The organism is Nonomuraea insulae (genome assembly GCF_042656245.1).
In genome coordinates this window covers 77,883-93,841 of record NZ_JBHSPA010000047.1, presented here as the reverse complement: position 1 = coordinate 93,841, position 15,959 = coordinate 77,883, and the positions used below count along the sequence as shown (strand labels likewise).

Sequence of the window (15,959 nt, the reverse complement as noted above, 5' to 3'; positions counted from 1 at the left end):
TCGTTCTGGGGGTACGGGGAAACGTCCGCGTCACTTGCGGGCAACTGTGGCATAATCTGCGCGTTCCGTGCAATACTCTTCGCGTGATTTACGCAATTCGACGGGAGTCGGAGGTGTGGGTGTGCGGTCCGCTTCCGTGTTCGCCCTAGCCGACGACCTGTCGGGGGCGGCGGAGATCGCCGCTGTACTCATGTCCTCCTCCCGTCCTGCGCGAATCGCGCTCTCCGGGCCGCCTTACCTGTTCGCGGCGCCGGTGGTGGTGGCCGACCTCGACAGCCGGTATCGGGCGGGGGCGGGGGAGCTGGTGGGGAAGGCGCTGCGGCACGCGGGGGACCGCCGGGTCTTCATCAAGATCGACTCGCTCCTCCGGGGCAACGTGGCCACCACGACCGCGGCCGCGCTGACTTCCGCGCCTACGGGATCTACGGCCGCTTCCGCGCCTACGGGATCTACGCCCGGTTCCGCGCCCACGGGACCTACGCCCGCTTTTGTGCCTGCGGCGCACCTGCCCGATCCTCCGCTCGTCGTGCTGGCGCCCGCGTTGCCGTCCGCCGGGCGTGTGGTCGTCGGCGGCGTGCCGTACATCGGTGGAGTGCCGCTGCGCGAAACGCGCGCGTGGCACGCCGAGGGCCGCCCCGCTCCGGCCTCCGTCGCCGAGGTCCTGGACGGTGTGCCGTCCGTGCTCGTGCCGCTCGCCACGATCCGCGCCGCCCGCGCCACCCTGGCGCGGGTGCTGTCGGAGACCGCGGGACGCGTCGCCGTGTGCGACGCCGAGACGGATGCCGACCTGGACGCGATCGTCACCGCCGCCCTAACAGCCGACCCGCACACGCGCTTCATCGGCGCAGGCGGCCTCGCCGCCGCCCTCGGCCGCACCCTGGACACGCACCGCACACTCCCGGCCGCCTGCGGCGCATCCCCGGCCGCCTGCGGCGCATCCCCGGCCGCCTGCGGCGCGTCCCCGGCCATCCACCAAGCATCCCCGGCCATCTACCAAGCGCCCTCGGCCATTCACCGAGCACCCCCGCTCATGCACCGGGCATCCTCAGCCGGTCGCCGCGTCGGCAGCGGCGACCGGGCGTTGCTGGTCGTTGTCGGGACGGCCGAGCCAGGGGCGGCCGAGCAGGCCCGCCTCCTGCTCTCGCGCGGCGCTCACCCGGTCACCCTCGACGCGGCCACGGACCTTGACGCGGCCCGCCGCGCGCACACCGTGCACCGCTTGCGCGAAGCTCTGACCATGGCCGTCGCCGTGCTGACGATCGGCGGGCAGGGCCCACCGGACCTCAGCGCCGCCCTCGCCGAGATCGTCAGGACCGCGCTCACCGGCCACGATCCCGCCCCCGACCTGGTCCTGACCGGCGGGGAGACCGCGCGAAGGGTCCTGGACGCCCTGGAGGTCCGCGAACTGACCCCCGTGGGCCAGATTCACCACGGCGCCGTCCACAGCCACACCCCGCAAGGCCGCTCGGTCGTCACCAGGCCGGGCAGCTTCGGCGAGCGCGACAGCCTTCTCCGCATAGCCGCCCACCTCAGGCCCGACCACTGCACCCTCGAAGAAAGGCCGAAATGAGCACACCTCTCATCGCCCTCACCATGGGGGACGGCTCCGGCGTCGGTCCGGAGGTGACCGTCGGCGCGCTGCTCGCCCCCGGGACCTCCGCCTTCTGCCGCCCGGTCGTCATCGGTGACGCCGCACGCCTGCGCAAGGCCGCCGGCTTCCTCGGCGTGGGGCCGGAGGTGGTCACCGTGAACGGCGTCGCCGAGGCCGTGTTCGAGCCGGGCCGCGTCAACGTCATCGACCTCGGCCTGCTCCCCGACGACCTGCCATGGGGGAAGGTGTCGGCAGTGGCGGGCAACGCTGCCTACGAGTACGTACGGCTGGCGAGCGAGCTGGCGACGGCCGGCGAGGTACAGGCGATCTGCACGGCCCCCCTCAACAAGGAGGCCCTGCACGCCGCCGGCCACATCTTCCCCGGCCACACCGAACTCCTGGCCCACTTCACCGGCACCGGGGAGGTGTCGATGATGTTGTCCACCGCCAAGGTCAAGGTCATCCACGTCACCACCCACATCGGCCTGATCGACGCCGTCGCCCGCATCGAACCGGGCCTGGTGGAGCGTACGATCCGGCGCGGCGAGGCCGCCATGCGCGGCTCCGGCGTCGTACGCCCCAAGATCGGCGTCTGTGGCATCAACCCGCACGCGGGCGAGAACGGCCTGTTCGGGTACGGCGAGGAGGAGGAGAAGATCGTCCCGGCGCTCGAACGGCTCCGCGCCGAGGGCATGGACGTGCACGGCCCGCTCCCGGCCGACACCGCGTTCTTCCTCGCCGGCCGCGGCGACTACGACCTCATCGTCGCCATGTACCACGACCAGGGCCACGGCCCCGTCAAGATCCTCGGGCTGGAGGCGGGCGTGAACATCACCGTCGGCCTGCCCGTGATCAGGACCTCGGTCGACCATGGGACCGCGTTCGACATCGCGGGGAAGGGCGTCGCGGACCCCGGTAGCATGATCGAGGCCCTCCGCCAGGCGGCCGAGCTGTCGTCCGCGCAGGGCGTCTGAGGGGAAGGGGCCGTCGATGGGCCGCGCAGCGCAGGTTCGCCGTGACGAGATCGTGCGTCTGGCCACCACCACCGGCCTGGCCAGCGTCGAGGAGCTGTCGGCCCAGCTCGGCGTGACCGCCTCCACGATCCGCCGCGACCTCGCCCACCTGAAGGCGGCGGGCCTGCTGGCGCGCACGTACGGCGGGGCGATGGCGGTGGTCACCCACCCGGAGGCGTCGCTGCGGCAGCGCATCGGGGAGGCGTTCGAGGCCAAGCGCGCCATCGCCGCCTGGGCCGCCGCCCAGATCCGCCCCGGCGAGACGATCCTGCTCGACGCGGGCTCGACCACCGGCGCCCTGGCCCATGAGCTCAGGCACGCGGTGGACCTCACGGTCGCCACCACCGGACTCAACGCCCTGCAGGAGCTGGTGGGCGCCACGGGCGTACACGTGGAGTGTCTCGGCGGCACGCTCAGGCAGGTCAGCCAGGGCTTCGTCGGCCCGCTGGCGGAGGCGGCGCTGAGCCGGATGACGTTCGACCGCGTGTTCCTCGGTGCCGACGGGGTCACGGCGGAGGACGGCATCTGTGAGGCGAGCCTGCAGCAGACACGCATGAAGGAGCTGATGATCGAGCGCTCCCGCCACGTCTACCTGCTGGTCCACGCCGCCAAACTGGGCCGCCGCCCCTTCCACGCGTGGGCCCGCATGCCCGACGCCTGGACCCTGGTGACCGACGCCACCGCCACCCCCGAGGCCCTGGAGCCCTTCAAGTCGCACGGCGTCCACACCGTGGTCGTGACCCCGGAACCCATCGGATAGCGCGGCTCTCACCTCACGCGGCTCTCACCTCACGCGGCTCACCTCACGCGGCTCACCTCACGCGGCTCACCGCATGCGGCGCAGCAGGTACGTGTCCATGATCCAGCCCTTGCGCGCCCTGGCCTCCGCCCGCAGCGAGCGGATCCGGCCGGCGACCTCGGCCACCGGCCCCGACACCAGGATCTCGTCGGGCGTCCCCAGGTAGGCGCCCCAGTAGATGTGGAAGTCGTCCAGGCCGTCGAAGGAGCAGTGGGCGTCGAGCATGACGACCACGTCGTCGGCGGTGGCGCCCCAGGCGGCCAGGCGGCGGCCGGTGGTGAGGTGTACGGGCTGCCCGACCTGGGTGAGGCCGACGCGGTGGCGGGCGGTGAGTGCGGCCACGCTGCTGATGCCGGGGATGACCTCGTGCTCGAAGGAGACCTCGCCGCGCTGGAGGATCTCCTCGACGATGGCCAGGGTGCTGTCGTACACGCCGGGGTCGCCCCACACCAGGAACGCGCCGGTCTCGTCCGCGCCCAGCTCGTCGCGGATGAGCGTCTCGCACGCCAGCGAGCGGCGCGAGCGCCAGTCGTCCACGGCGGCGGTGTAGGCGGGGGTGTCGCGGTCGCGGTCCGGATCGCGGGCCTCCGCGATCCGGTACGGCCCGCGGCCGTGCTCGGCGATCAGATCCAGCCGGAGCTGGACCAGTTCATGTTTGACCTCCCCCTTGTCCACGATGAAGAACACGTCCGTGGCGGCGATGGCCTTGACCGCCTGCAGGGTGAGATGGTCGGGGTCGCCGGCGCCGATCCCGATCACGAGTAGCCGCTTCACCCGCAAGAGTCTGCCAGAGCGGCGCATATACGATGTTTGCCGCCCATCTCACCCAAGGAGGATCGTGGACCTGGCCGACCTGGGCGACGCGTTCGCCGCCTTCTGGCAGGAGCGGCACGTGTGCACGCTCTCCACCGCCCGCCCCGGAGGCCCGCCGCACGTGGTGCCGGTGGGCGCGACGCTCGACCTGGCCTCCGGCATCGCCCGGGTGATCACCTCGGGAACGTCGCACAAGGCCAGGCTCATCGGCGAGCCAGGTGCGCGGGTCGCGCTCTGCCAGGTGGACGGCCGCCGCTGGTCCACGCTGGAGGGCCGGGCCGTGCTGCGTACGGAGCCCGAGCAGGTCGCCGACGCCGAACGCCGCTACGCCGCCCGCTACAAGCCGCCCAGGGTCAACCCGTCCCGGGTGGTCGTGGAGATCCACGTGACGCGCGTGCTGGGCAACGTGTGATCACGGTCGTCGGCGTCGGGGCGGACGGCTGGGACGGTCTGACCACCGCCTCTCGACGGGCGGTGGAGTCGGCCGAGGTGCTCATGGGCGCCCCCAGACAGCTCGGTCTCGTGCCCGCCTCGCCCGCCGAGCGCGTTCCCTGGCCCTCGCCGCTGCTGCCCGGGCTGCCGGCGCTCATGGACACCTACGCCGGCCGCGAGGTGTGCGTGCTGGCCAGCGGCGACCCGATGTTCTACGGCATCGGCTCGACCCTGGTACGCCTGCTGGGCCCCGCCCGCGTCAGAGTGCTGCCCCACGTGTCCTCCCTGTCGCTGGCCTGCGCGCGCCTCGGCTGGCCCGTCGAGCAGGTGGACGTGGTCAGCCTGGTGGGCCGCCCGCCCGCGGCGCTGACCGCCGCCCTCCAGCCGGGCCGCCGCCTGGTCGTGCTCGGCGCGGGCCCCGGCTCCCCGTCCGTGGTCGCCGGGCTGCTGGTCGAGCACGGGTACGGGCCGAGCGCGATGACGGTGCTGCCGGACCTGGGCGCGTCGCCGGAGTCGGAGCTGCGCGGGACCGCGGAGGGCTGGACGACCGCCGAGGTGCCCCCGCTGCACGTGATCGCCGTCGAGTGCGCCCTCGCGCCCGGCGCCGAGCCGCTGGCCAGGGTGCCCGGGCTGCCTGACGCGGCGTACGAGCACGACGGGCAGCTCACCAAGCGGGAGGTCCGCGCGGTCACCCTGTCGCGGCTCGCCCCGATGCCGGGAGAGCTGCTGTGGGACGTGGGAGCGGGCGCGGGCAGCATCGCCATCGAGTGGATGCGCTGCCACCCGTCGTGCGCGGCCGTGGCGATCGAGAGCAGGGCCGACCGCGCCGCCGCGATCCGCCGCAACGCCGAACGGCTCGGAACGCCGTCGCTACGCGTCGTGGAGGGCAGGGCTCCCGGGGCGCTGGACGGGCTGCCCACGCCGGACGCGGTGTTCGTCGGCGGCGGCGCGACCGCGCCCGGCCTGCTGGAACGCTGCTGGACGGCCCTGCGCCCCGGCGGCAGGCTCGTCGTGAACGCCGTCACCCTGGAGTCCGAGGCCGTCGTCGGGCAGTGGTACGGCAGGATCGGCGGCGAGCTCGTACGCCTGGCGGTGCAACGGGCCTCGCCGGTGGGCGGGTTCACCGGGTGGCGGGCGGCGATGCCGGTGACCGTGTGGTCGGTGACCAGGAAGGACGTACCGTGACCGTGTACTTCGTCGGAGCGGGCCCCGGCGCCGCCGACCTGATCACGCTGCGGGGGCTGCGACGGCTGGAGTCGTCGCCGGTGTGCCTGTACGCGGGGTCGCTGGTGCCCAGGGAGCTGCTGGACTCCTGCCCGGCCGGGGCCCGGCTGGTGGACACCGCGAACCTGACGCTCGACGAGATCGTGGCCGAGCTGCTGGCCGCGCATCGCGACGGGCTCGACGTGGCCCGGCTGCACTCGGGCGACCCGTCCGTCTTCAGCGCCGTGGCCGAGCAGATGCGCAGGCTGGACGCGCTCGGGGTGCCGTACGAGGTGGTGCCGGGCGTGCCCGCGTTCGCGGCGGCGGCGGCCTCGCTCGGCAGGGAGCTGACCGTGCCCGGCGTCGGGCAGACGATCATCCTGACGCGCACCTCCGCCCGGGCCACCCCCATGCCCGAGGGCGAGGACCTCACCACGCTCGGGGCCGGCCGGGCCACGATGGTGCTGCACCTGGCCGTGCAGCGGATCGACGCGGTGGTGGCGGAGCTGCTGCCCTCGTACGGCGCGGGCTGCCCGGTGGCGGTGGTGGCGCGGGCGAGCAGGGACGATGAGGTGATCCTGCGCGGCACGCTGGCCGACATCGCCGGGCGTGTCCACGAGGCCGGGATCCGGCGTACCGCGGTGATCGTCGTCGGGCGGGTGTTGTCGGCGTCGCAGTTCCCCGACAGCCACCTCTACAGCGCTGACAGGGACAGAGCGTGCGACGGGTCCTGATCCTGGGCGGCACGGCCGAGGCCCGGGCCCTGGCCGCCGAACTGGCCGGCCTGGGGGTGCGCGTGGTGTCGTCGCTGGCGGGGCGGGTGAACAACCCGCGGCTCCCGGTGGGCGAGGTGCGGGAGGGCGGGTTCGGCGGGCCGGAAGGGCTGGCCGCCTGGCTGGTGAAGGAGCGCATTGACCTGCTGGTCGATGCCACGCATCCGTTCGCCGAGCGGATGACCGCCTCGGCGATCGCGGCCGCGTCGGCGACCGGGGTGCCGCTGCTGGTCCTGCGGCGTCCGGGATGGCGGGAGGAGCCCGGCGACGCCTGGCAGCGCGTCGGCTCCCTGCGGGCGGCGGCCGAGCTGCTGGCCACAGGCGCATGGCCGCCCGGCGGTCACGGGCTGGAGCAGGGCAGCGGTCGCGGGCTGGAGCGGGGCGGTGGTCGTGCGCCGGAGCAGGTGGGCGGTCGCGGGCCGGGCGGGGTGCGGGTGTTCCTCACCACCGGCCGCCGGAGCCTGCCGGTCTTCACCCCGCTGCCCGGCGTGTGGCTGCTGGCCAGGTCGGTGGATCCGCCAGAGCCGCCCGTGCCCGCGAACGTGCGCGTCCTGCTCGACCGCGGCCCGTACACCGTCGAGGGCGAGCTGGCCCTCATCCGCGAGCACCGCCTGGACGTGCTGGTCACCAAGGACAGCGGCGGCCGGATGACCACGGCGAAGCTGGTCGCGGCCCGCGAGGCCGGACTGCCGGTGATCATGGTGGACCGGCCGCCGCTGCCCACCGGCGCGCGGCTGGTGGACACGGTGGCGGCGGCGGTGAGCTGGGTTCAGGGGTATCGGCGCGGGGTGTAGACGACCCCGCTCGCCGTGACGCGGGTCGTGGAGGAACCGACGATCAGCAGGCAGCGCATGTCCACCATGCCCGGATCCAGCTCACCCAGCGTGGTGACGGTGACGCTCTCCCGCTCCCCGCCGACGTCCCTGCCGATCACCACGGGGGTGTCCGGCGCGCGGTGTTCGAGCAGCAGGTCACGGGCGGCGGAGACCTGCCACGTACGGCTGCGCGAGGCCGGGTTGTAGATCGCCAGCACCAGGTCCGCCCGGGCGGCGGCGGACAGCCGATCGGCCACCACCTCCCACGGCTTGAGCAGGTCGGACAGCGACAACACGCAGTAGTCATGACCGAGCGGCGCCCCCACCCTGCTGGCCACCGCCTGCGCGGCGGTCAGCCCCGGCACGACGCGCACCGGCACGCCGGGGAACCCGTCCGCCGCCTCCAGCACCGCGCTGGCCATGGCGAACACGCCCGGATCGCCCGACGACACCACCGCCACGCGGGCCCCGTCGCGGGCCAGCTCCAGCGCGTGCCTGGCCCGCTCGGCCTCGACCCGGTTGTCGGTACGGTGACGGCGCTGACGCGGATTCGGGGGCACGCGGTCCACGTACGGGCCGTAGCCGACCAGGTCCGTCGCCGCCGCCAGCGCCTCCTGCGCCTCGGGCGTGAGCCACGGCCGCCCGGCGGGCCCCAGGCCGACCACGGCCACCTCGCCCCGCCCCTCGGCCGCCGGGGGCTCGGGGACGAAGGTCCGCTCGGCCGGGCTGGCGAGCAGGGCCAGCGAGAAGTACGGCACCCCGTCGGCGTCCACGTCCTTGAGCGGCGCGACCCGTTCCGCGCCCATGGTGGCGCGCTCCACGTACCAGGCGTCGTCCAGCCGCCCGGCCTCGGCCAGGGCGTCGCGGACCTTCTCGAACGTCCTGCCCAGCTTGAGCACGGCGGCGGAGTCGGTGCCGCGCAGCCGCTCGGCCAGGACGTCGGCCGGCAGCGTGCCGGGCAGCACGGTGAGCACTTCGTCCCGCTCCACCAGCGGACGCCCCAGCACGGCGGAGGCGGCGCTGACCGAGGTGACGCCGGGCACCACCTCGGTCGGGTAGCGGTGGGCCAGCCGCTTGTGCATGTGCATGTAGGAGCCGTAGAAGAGCGGATCCCCTTCGGCCAGCACGACCACGGTCCTGCCCGCGTCCAGATGGACGGCCAGCCGCTCGGCGCAGTCGGCGTAGAAGTCGTCGAGCGCGCCCTGGTACCCGCCGGGGTGGTCGGTGGTCTCCGTGGTCAGCGGGTACAGCAGCAACTCCTCGACCTGCCCCTCCCGCATGTACGGCAGCGCGATCGAGCGGGCGATGCTGCGGCCGTGCCTGGCGGCGTGGTAGGCGATCACGTCCGCCTCGCCTATGAGCCGGGCCGTCTTGACCGTGACCAGCTCGGGGTCACCGGGGCCGAGCCCCACTCCGTACAACCGGCCGGTCATCGCCATCACTCCGTCTCGTTCGCGATGGCGTTGACCGCCGCCGCCGTCATCGCACTGCCGCCGCGACGGCCGTGCACCACCAGATACTCCAGGCCGGCGTCCGCCAGCGCGCGCTTGGACTCGGCCGCGCCGATGAACCCGACCGGCACGCCGAGCACCGCCGCCGGCCGTCCCGCGCCCTCGGCGACCAGCTCCAGCAGCCGGAACAGGGCCGTCGGCGCGTTGCCGATCGCCACCACCGAGCCGTCCAGCCGCTCCCGCCACAGCTCCAGCGCGGCGGCGCTGCGGGTCGTGCCCAGCCGTCCGGCCAGCTCGGGCACACGAGGGTCGCCGAGCGTGCACACCACGTCGTTGCCGGCCGGCAGCCTGCCTCTCGTCACCCCGGAGGCGACCATCCGCGCGTCGCACAACACCGGCGCGCCCCCTCGCAGGGCCTCCCGCGCCCGCGTCACCACCCCGGGCGACCAGTCCAGGTCAGCCACGAGGTCGGTCATGCCGCAGGCGTGGATCATCCGCACCGCCACCTGGGCCACGTCGGGCGGCAGGCCGGTGAGGTCCGTCTCCGCGCGGATGGTCGCGAACGAGCGCCGGTAGATCTCGGCGCCGTCGCGGATGTAGTCGGTCACTGGTGGTGTTCCTCGTATCCCTCGGTGGTCGCGATCATCTGAACGACCCGGCCGCGCGGCAGCCCGCAGCGCCGTTCGCAGCCGGACCAGTGCACGGGCGTCTCGGGGGCGTCGTCCAGGCTCTCCACCCATCGCCGCGCGTCGGCCCGCACGTCCGCCAGCGCCTTCGCGCACCCCGGCTGTCCCGTGCAGGCGGTGACCCCGGCCCATGGCGAGCCCGGATCGGTGGCCAGGCCGGCGGCATCGAGTGCTTTCCCGGCGTGTTCCGCCTCGGTGGGGGAGAGGTCCAGCAGCATCGCGGTCCGCCAGGGCGTCAGCCGTATGACGGCGCCGCTGCCGGCGAGTGCCCGCGCCTGCGCGGCCGACAACCTCCCCAGCGGTACGACCGCCTCGACCGCCACCCGGCCGTTCCGTTGCGCCATCCGCCCGGGGCGCGGCCTGCCCACGCCGGTGGACGTCCGGGCTCCGGCCGCCGCGAGGCCGCCCAGGCGGGCGGCGATCCTGGCCGGTCCGTCCGTCAGCTCGTGGACGCGCCACGCGCCGCCGCCGGCCCGTTCGCCGAGGAACGCCCGCGCGGCGGCGATCATGAGCGATACGGCGGCGTCCTGGCCGGCCGTCAGCCCGGTGTCCACACCCGCCAGCAGCAGCCGCCCGCCGGCAGCTGGTGGTCGTTCGCTGGGAGCTGGTGGTCGTTCGCCGGGGGTGCCCGCCGACGGCGGTCGTTCATCAGAGCCGGTCGTCGCGAACGTCACGTCCGCGCCCAGCCCGATCACGTCCCCCGTGCCGTCGTCCAGGGCGAACAGGAACCGCCCTGGCAGCTCCGCCAGGTCCGGACTTCCGCACAGCGCCTCGTCCAGGGCCCGCGCCAGAAGCTCGGTGTCCAGGCATCCGCTGGGGCCGCGACCGCCGAGGGGTGAGGCGACGATGTTGCGTACCCGCTCGTGGGCGGCCGACGGCAGCAGGCCGGCGGCCGCGATGCGGGAGGCGAAGACGGCGGGGGAGCGCAGGCCCCGGACCTGTACGTTCGCCCGGGACGTCAGCTCGATCACCCCCGAGCCCAGCTCGGCCGCGCAGGCCGCGAGCTCGCGCAGTTGCGCGGGTGAGACCGCGCCGCCGGGCAGGCGGACGCGGGCCAGCGGCCCGTCGGCGGCCTCGTGCACCTGTAGCGCCCCCGGGCAGGCGTCACGACGCGTACGGCCGGAAAAGTCGGCTATGGACACGATCAGGATGGTAACGCCACTTCTGGGACGGGTCGGTTCTGCCGTAGGCTCCTGGGTGAGCGATTGCATGTGAGGAAGCCGGTGCGAAACCGGCGCGGTCCCGCCACTGTGACCGGGGAGCGAACCCCACCACAAGGCCACTGCCCGGCGACGGGCGGGAAGGCCGGGGTGAGCGCTGATCCGGGAGCCAGGAGACTCCTGCGACCGCGGACACCCGCGACCGGGGCGAGGACCCCGAGGGAGGATCGTGCCTTGCCTGGCGACAGCCGTACCGTCCTGCTGCTCTCGACATCCGACACCGACCTGCTGAGCGCCCGGGCCAGTGGCGCGGCCTACCGTCTGGGCAACCCCGCCCGCCTGACCCCCGAGGACCTGCCCGCCCTGCTGGAGGGCGCCGACCTGGTCGTGGTACGCCTGCTCGGCGGCCGTCGCGCCTGGGAGGAGGGCCTCGACATGCTGCTGGCCGGGCCCCGGCCGGTGGTGGTGCTGGGCGGGGAGCAGGCGCCGGACGCCGAGCTGATGGAGTTGTCCACGGTCAGCGGGGGTGTCTGCGCGGAGGCGCACGCCTACCTGGCGCACGGCGGGCCGGCGAACCTGACCGAGTTGTACGCGTTCCTGTCCGACACCGTCCTGCTGACCGGTCACGGATTCGCCCCGCCCGCACCCGCCCCCACCTGGGGCCGGCTGGAACGCCTCGCGCGTCGTAAGGACGGGCCCGTGATCGGCGTGCTGTACTACCGGGCGCACCACATGGCGGGCAACACGGCGTTCGTGGAGTCGTTGTGCCAGGCCGTCGAGGACGCCGGCGGGCAGGCGTTGCCGATCTTCTGCTCGTCCCTGCGCACCGCCGAGCCCGAGCTGCTCGACACCCTGCGCGCGGCCGACGCGCTGGTGGTCACGGTGCTGGCGGCGGGCGGCTCGCGTCCGGCGACCGCGGGCGCGGGCGGCGACGACGAGGCGTGGGACGTCGGCGCCCTGGCCTCCCTGGACGTGCCGATCCTGCAGGGCCTCTGCCTGACCAGCTCCAGGCAGACCTGGGAGGAGAACGGCGACGGGCTGTCGCCGCTGGACGCGGCCTCGCAGGTGGCGATCCCGGAGTTCGACGGGCGGATCATCACGGTGCCGTTCTCGTTCAAGGAGATCGACGAGGACGGGCTGACCGTGTACGTCGCCGACGCGGAACGGGCCGCCCGGGTGGCGGGCATCGCCGTACGGCACGGGCTGCTGCGGCACACGCCGCCCGCGGAGCGCCGGCTGGTCGTGATGTTGTCGGCGTACCCGACCAAGCACTCCCGCGTCGGCAACGCCGTCGGGCTGGACACGCCGGCCAGCACCGTCCGCCTGCTGGCCAGGCTCGCCGAGGCGGGCTACGACCTGGGCGACGGCTTCCCCGGCGTGGCAGGCCAGGACGGCGACGCGCTCATCCACGCGCTGATCGCCGCCGGGGGACAGGACCAGGACTGGCTGACGGAAGAGCACCTGGCGGGCAATCCGGTACGCATCTCCGCCGCCTCCTACGAGCGCTGGTACCGTACGCTGCCCGCGGACCTGCGTGCCGGGATCGAGCGGCACTGGGGGCCGCCGCCGGGCGAGCTGTTCGTGCACGAGGGCGACATCGTCCTGGCCGCGCTGCGGGCCGGGAACCTGGTCGTCATGGTGCAGCCCCCGCGCGGCTTCGGCGAGAACCCGATCGCCATCTACCACGACCCCGACCTGCCGCCCAGCCACCACTACCTGGCCGCCTACCGCTGGTTGTCGGCCGAGTTCGGGGCGCACGCCATGGTGCACGTCGGCAAGCACGGCAACCTGGAATGGCTCCCTGGCAAGTCGGCCGGCATGTCCGCCGCGTGCGGCACCGACGCCGCCATCGGCGACCTGCCGCTGATCTACCCCTTCCTCGTGAACGACCCCGGCGAGGGCACACAGGCCAAGCGGCGGGCGCACGCCGTGCTGGTGGACCACATGGTGCCGCCGATGGCCCGCGCCGAGACCTACGGGGACATCGCCCGCCTGGAACAACTCCTCGACGAGCACGCCACCATCGCCGCCATGGACCCGGCCAAGCTGCCCGCGATCAGGGCGCAGATCTGGACGCTGATCCAGGCCGCCCGGCTCGACCATGACCTGGGGCTGGCGGACCGGCCGCACGACAGCGCGTTCGACGACCTCATCCTGCACGTGGACGGCTGGTTGTGCGAGGTGAAGGACGCCCAGATCCGCGACGGCCTGCACGTGCTCGGCCAGGCGCCGGCCGGGCAGGTCAGGGTGGACCTGGTGCTGGCGATGTTGCGCGCCCGGCAGATGTGGTCGGGCCGCGAGACCCTGCCCGGGTTGCGCGAGGCGCTCGGCCTGGCCGAGGACGGCACCGCGGGGCTCTCGGCCGTGGACCGGGCCGAGGCCACGGCCCGCGCCCTGGTGGAGGGCATGGAGGAACGCGGCTGGGCGGCGGACGCGGCACCCGAGGTCACCCGCGCGGTCCTCACCACCGACGGTGGCGGGGGGTCGCGTGAGCGGGAGGAGCTGGTCACGCGGGTGCTGGCCTTCGCCGCCACCGAAGTGGTGCCCCGCCTGGCCAGGACCACCGACGAGCTCGACCATGTTCTGCACGCCCTGGACGGTGGCTACGTCCCGGCCGGGCCCAGCGGCTCGCCGTTGCGCGGCCTGATCAACGTGCTGCCCACCGGCCGCAACTTCTACTCCGTGGACCCGAGGGCGGTGCCCAGCCGGCTGGCGTGGGAGACCGGGCAGGCGATGGCCGATTCGCTGCTGGAGCGCTACCGCACCGACACCGGCGAGTGGCCGCGCTCGGTCGGGTTGTCCGTCTGGGGCACCAGCGCCATGCGCACGGCCGGCGACGACGTGGCCGAGGTGCTGGCCCTGCTGGGCATCCGCCCCGAATGGGACGAGGCCTCGCGAAGGGTCACCCGCCTGGAGCCGATCCCCCTCGCCGAGCTCGGCCGTCCCAGGATCGACGTGACCGTCCGCATCAGCGGTTTCTTCCGTGACGCCTTCCCGCACGTGGTGAGCATGCTCGACGACGCCGTACGGCTGGCCGCCGGGCTGGAGGAGCCGGACGAGGACAACTACGTCCGTGCCCACGTCCGTGCCCACGTCACTGAGACCGGCGGCGACGAACGCCAGGCGACGATGCGGATCTTCGGCTCCGCGCCCGGCGCGTACGGGGCCGGCCTGCTGCCGCTCATCGACAGCCGCAACTGGCGCGACGACGCCGACCTGGCCGAGGTGTACGCCGTCTGGGGCGGCTTCGCCTACGGCCGCGACCTCGACGGCGTGGCCGCCCGCCCGCAGATGGAGGAGGCCTACCGCAGGATCGCCGTGGCAGCCAAGAACGTCGACACCCGCGAGCACGACATCGCCGACTCCGACGACTACTTCCAGTACCACGGCGGCATGGTCGCCACCGTCCGCGCGCTCACCGGGAAGGCGCCGGCCGCCTACGTCGGGGACAGCACCCGCCCCGACGCCGTACGTACCCGCACCCTGTCGGAGGAGACCTCACGGATCTTCCGCGCCAGGGTCGTCAACCCGCGCTGGCTGGCCGCCATGCGCCGCCACGGCTACAAGGGCGCCTTCGAGCTGGCCGCGACCGTGGACTACCTGTTCGGCTACGACGCCACCACCGGCGTGATGGCCGACTGGATGTACGACAAGCTCACCGAGACGTACGTGCTCGACCCCGAGAACCAGGAGTTCATGGCCGCCTCGAACCCGTGGGCGCTGCACGGCATCGCCGAACGCCTCCTCGAGGCCGCCGAGCGCGGCATGTGGCAGCACCCCGACCCGGAGATCCTGCGCGGCCTGCAGGAGGTCTACCTCAAGGCCGAGGGCGACCTGGAGGACGACACCAACCGCTGAGCCAGCCCAGGCGCCCCCGCCCAGTGCAGGTGCAGGTAGGAGGCGGTCACCCGCGCATCACCGTACCCGTCGGCGCCACCCTCCCACCGAAACAACGGCGCACCCCCGTCCTCGTCGGCGGCGTTCGCCCGGCGGGATGGCGGCTCGCTCTCGTACGTGACGGTGGTGCGGTGGAACTCGTGCCCGCGCAGGCGCTCGCCCGCCCTCGTGAGCGGCGATCGCCTCACGGCGACGGCGTCGCGGTAGCCGAGGGTCAGCCGGGACGTCATCCGAGCCCGCCCGGGCACCCGCCCGCACATGCGCTGCCCGTCCAGTTCGTCGCACAGGTACAGCAGCCCCGCGCACTCGGCCGCGATCGGCCCGGCGAAGGTCGCCACCTGTGCGCGCAGGGGAGCGTTGGCGGCGAGTTCGGCGGCGTACACCTCGGGGAACCCGCCGCCGATCACGAGCGCGGCGGCCCCGTCCGGCAGCTTCTCATCACGCAACGGGTCGAACACCGCGACGTCCGCGCCCGCCGCCCGCAGCAACTCCACGTGCTCGGCATACCCGAACGTGAACGCCGCCCCACCCGCCACCGCCACCACCGGCCGGTCACCCACCGCCTCGTCCGCCACCGGCCTGTCACAGGCGCCCCCGAGCGTCGAGCCCGGCATCACCAGCGCGGGCTCCCAGGGGGAGGCGTCCAGCGGGGGAGCCGACCTCGCCAATCGCAGCAGCGCGTCGAGATCGCACGACCGTGCCATCAGCGCCCCCAGCCGATCCACCGAGGCCACCGCCTCGCTCTCCCGCTCGGCCACCGGAACCAGCCCCAGATGCCGCGACGGGGTGGACACGGCATCGTCGCGCCGAATCGCACCCAGTACCGGCACACCCACCCCCTCCAGCGCGGCCCGGCACAACTCCTCATGCCGATCCGACCCCACCCGGTTCAGCACCACCCCGCCCACCCGCACCAGCGAATCGAACGTCGCGAACCCGTGCACCACGGCCGCCACCGACCTGCTCTGCCGCGCGGCGTCCACCACCAGCACCACCGGCGCGTCCAGCAGCCTCGCGACGTGCGCGGTCGAGGCGAAGTCCGTCGCCCCCCTGCCGTCGAACAGGCCCATCACCCCTTCGACCACCGCCACGTCGCACCCCGCCGCCCCATGCAGGAACAGCGGCCCCACCCGCTCCTCACCGACCAGCCACGGATCAAGATTGCGCCCCGGCCGCCCGGTGGCCAGCGCGTGGTAGCCGGGATCGATGTAGTCAGGCCCCACCTTGTGCGGCGAGACCTTCAACCCCCGTGCCCGCAGCGCCGCCATCAGCCCCGTCGCCACCGTCGTCTTGCCGCTCCCCGACGACGGCGCGGCGACGACCAGC

At 74.0% G+C, this 15,959-nt stretch carries 13 protein-coding genes and 1 riboswitch; of the genes, 8 read left to right on the top strand and 5 right to left on the bottom strand.

Features of this window, described 5'->3' with window-relative positions; all coding sequences use genetic code 11:
* Positions 1-121 precede the first annotated feature (121 nt).
* From ACFPZ3_RS37665 to ACFPZ3_RS37655, 3 genes are read left to right on the top strand one after another with little or no spacing between them, the layout of a single operon-like run.
* Positions 122-1,570, top strand: a complete 1,449-nt coding sequence (locus tag ACFPZ3_RS37665) for a four-carbon acid sugar kinase family protein (protein ID WP_379519112.1) — start codon at positions 122-124, stop codon at positions 1,568-1,570.
* The gene (gene pdxA, locus ACFPZ3_RS37660; protein WP_379519111.1) at positions 1,567-2,565 is read left to right on the top strand and encodes a 4-hydroxythreonine-4-phosphate dehydrogenase PdxA; all 999 of its coding nucleotides are present in this window, start codon (positions 1,567-1,569) and stop codon (positions 2,563-2,565) included. The genes ACFPZ3_RS37665 and pdxA overlap by 4 nt, the downstream gene beginning before the upstream one ends.
* A gap of 16 nt (positions 2,566-2,581) precedes the next feature.
* Positions 2,582-3,364 carry a DeoR/GlpR family DNA-binding transcription regulator gene (locus ACFPZ3_RS37655; protein WP_379519110.1) on the top strand — a complete coding sequence of 261 codons (783 nt, stop codon included), beginning with the start codon at positions 2,582-2,584 and terminating at the stop codon, positions 3,362-3,364.
* A 66-nt stretch (positions 3,365-3,430) separates the two neighbouring features.
* Here ACFPZ3_RS37655 and cobF read toward each other — a convergent pair whose 3' ends face one another.
* Entirely contained in the window at positions 3,431-4,177 is a 747-nt protein-coding gene (gene cobF / locus ACFPZ3_RS37650) for a precorrin-6A synthase (deacetylating) (protein ID WP_379519109.1), read from the bottom strand.
* Between the two features lie 64 nt (positions 4,178-4,241).
* On the opposite strand from cobF, the gene ACFPZ3_RS37645 reads away from it, so the two are divergent.
* Genes ACFPZ3_RS37645 through ACFPZ3_RS37630 form a run of 4 tightly spaced genes read left to right on the top strand, consistent with a single transcriptional unit; the run spans position 4,242 to position 7,418 of the window.
* On the top strand, positions 4,242-4,628 hold the full coding sequence (locus ACFPZ3_RS37645) for a pyridoxamine 5'-phosphate oxidase family protein (RefSeq protein ID WP_379519108.1): 387 nt from the start codon (positions 4,242-4,244) through the stop codon (positions 4,626-4,628).
* Entirely contained in the window at positions 4,625-5,833 is a 1,209-nt protein-coding gene (gene cbiE / locus ACFPZ3_RS37640) for a precorrin-6y C5,15-methyltransferase (decarboxylating) subunit CbiE (protein ID WP_379519107.1), read from the top strand. The genes ACFPZ3_RS37645 and cbiE overlap by 4 nt, the downstream gene beginning before the upstream one ends.
* The gene (gene cobM / locus ACFPZ3_RS37635; protein WP_379519106.1) at positions 5,830-6,585 is read left to right on the top strand and encodes a precorrin-4 C(11)-methyltransferase; all 756 of its coding nucleotides are present in this window, start codon (positions 5,830-5,832) and stop codon (positions 6,583-6,585) included. The genes cbiE and cobM overlap by 4 nt, the downstream gene beginning before the upstream one ends.
* The gene (locus ACFPZ3_RS37630; RefSeq protein WP_379519105.1) at positions 6,570-7,418 is read left to right on the top strand and encodes a cobalt-precorrin-6A reductase; all 849 of its coding nucleotides are present in this window, start codon (positions 6,570-6,572) and stop codon (positions 7,416-7,418) included. The genes cobM and ACFPZ3_RS37630 overlap by 16 nt, the downstream gene beginning before the upstream one ends.
* On the opposite strand, the gene cobJ is transcribed toward ACFPZ3_RS37630, so the two are convergent.
* The 3 genes from cobJ to cobG are packed head-to-tail and all read right to left on the bottom strand — an operon-like array spanning position 7,394 to position 10,718.
* The gene (gene cobJ, locus ACFPZ3_RS37625) at positions 7,394-8,872 is read right to left on the bottom strand and encodes a precorrin-3B C(17)-methyltransferase (RefSeq protein ID WP_379519104.1); all 1,479 of its coding nucleotides are present in this window, start codon (positions 8,870-8,872) and stop codon (positions 7,394-7,396) included. The two genes, ACFPZ3_RS37630 and cobJ, sit on opposite strands and share 25 nt — an antisense overlap.
* Before the next feature lie 5 nt (positions 8,873-8,877).
* A complete protein-coding gene (locus tag ACFPZ3_RS37620; protein WP_379519103.1) occupies positions 8,878-9,498 on the bottom strand; it encodes a precorrin-8X methylmutase in 621 nt (206 codons plus the stop codon).
* On the bottom strand, positions 9,495-10,718 hold the full coding sequence (gene cobG / locus ACFPZ3_RS37615) for a precorrin-3B synthase (protein ID WP_379519102.1): 1,224 nt from the start codon (positions 10,716-10,718) through the stop codon (positions 9,495-9,497). Before cobG ends, ACFPZ3_RS37620 begins: the two co-directional genes overlap by 4 nt.
* A 72-nt stretch (positions 10,719-10,790) precedes the next feature.
* A riboswitch (cobalamin riboswitch) is annotated at positions 10,791-10,915 on the top strand.
* 55 nt (positions 10,916-10,970) lie between these two features.
* Here cobG and cobN point away from each other — a divergent pair.
* Positions 10,971-14,594, top strand: a complete 3,624-nt coding sequence (gene cobN, locus ACFPZ3_RS37610; protein WP_379519101.1) for a cobaltochelatase subunit CobN — start codon at positions 10,971-10,973, stop codon at positions 14,592-14,594.
* Here the strand turns inward: cobN and ACFPZ3_RS37605 are convergent.
* Positions 14,549-15,958, bottom strand: coding sequence for a cobyrinate a,c-diamide synthase (locus ACFPZ3_RS37605; RefSeq protein ID WP_379519229.1), 1,410 nt, complete (start codon positions 15,956-15,958; stop codon positions 14,549-14,551). The two genes, cobN and ACFPZ3_RS37605, sit on opposite strands and share 46 nt — an antisense overlap.
* Position 15,959: the final 1 nt, after the last annotated feature.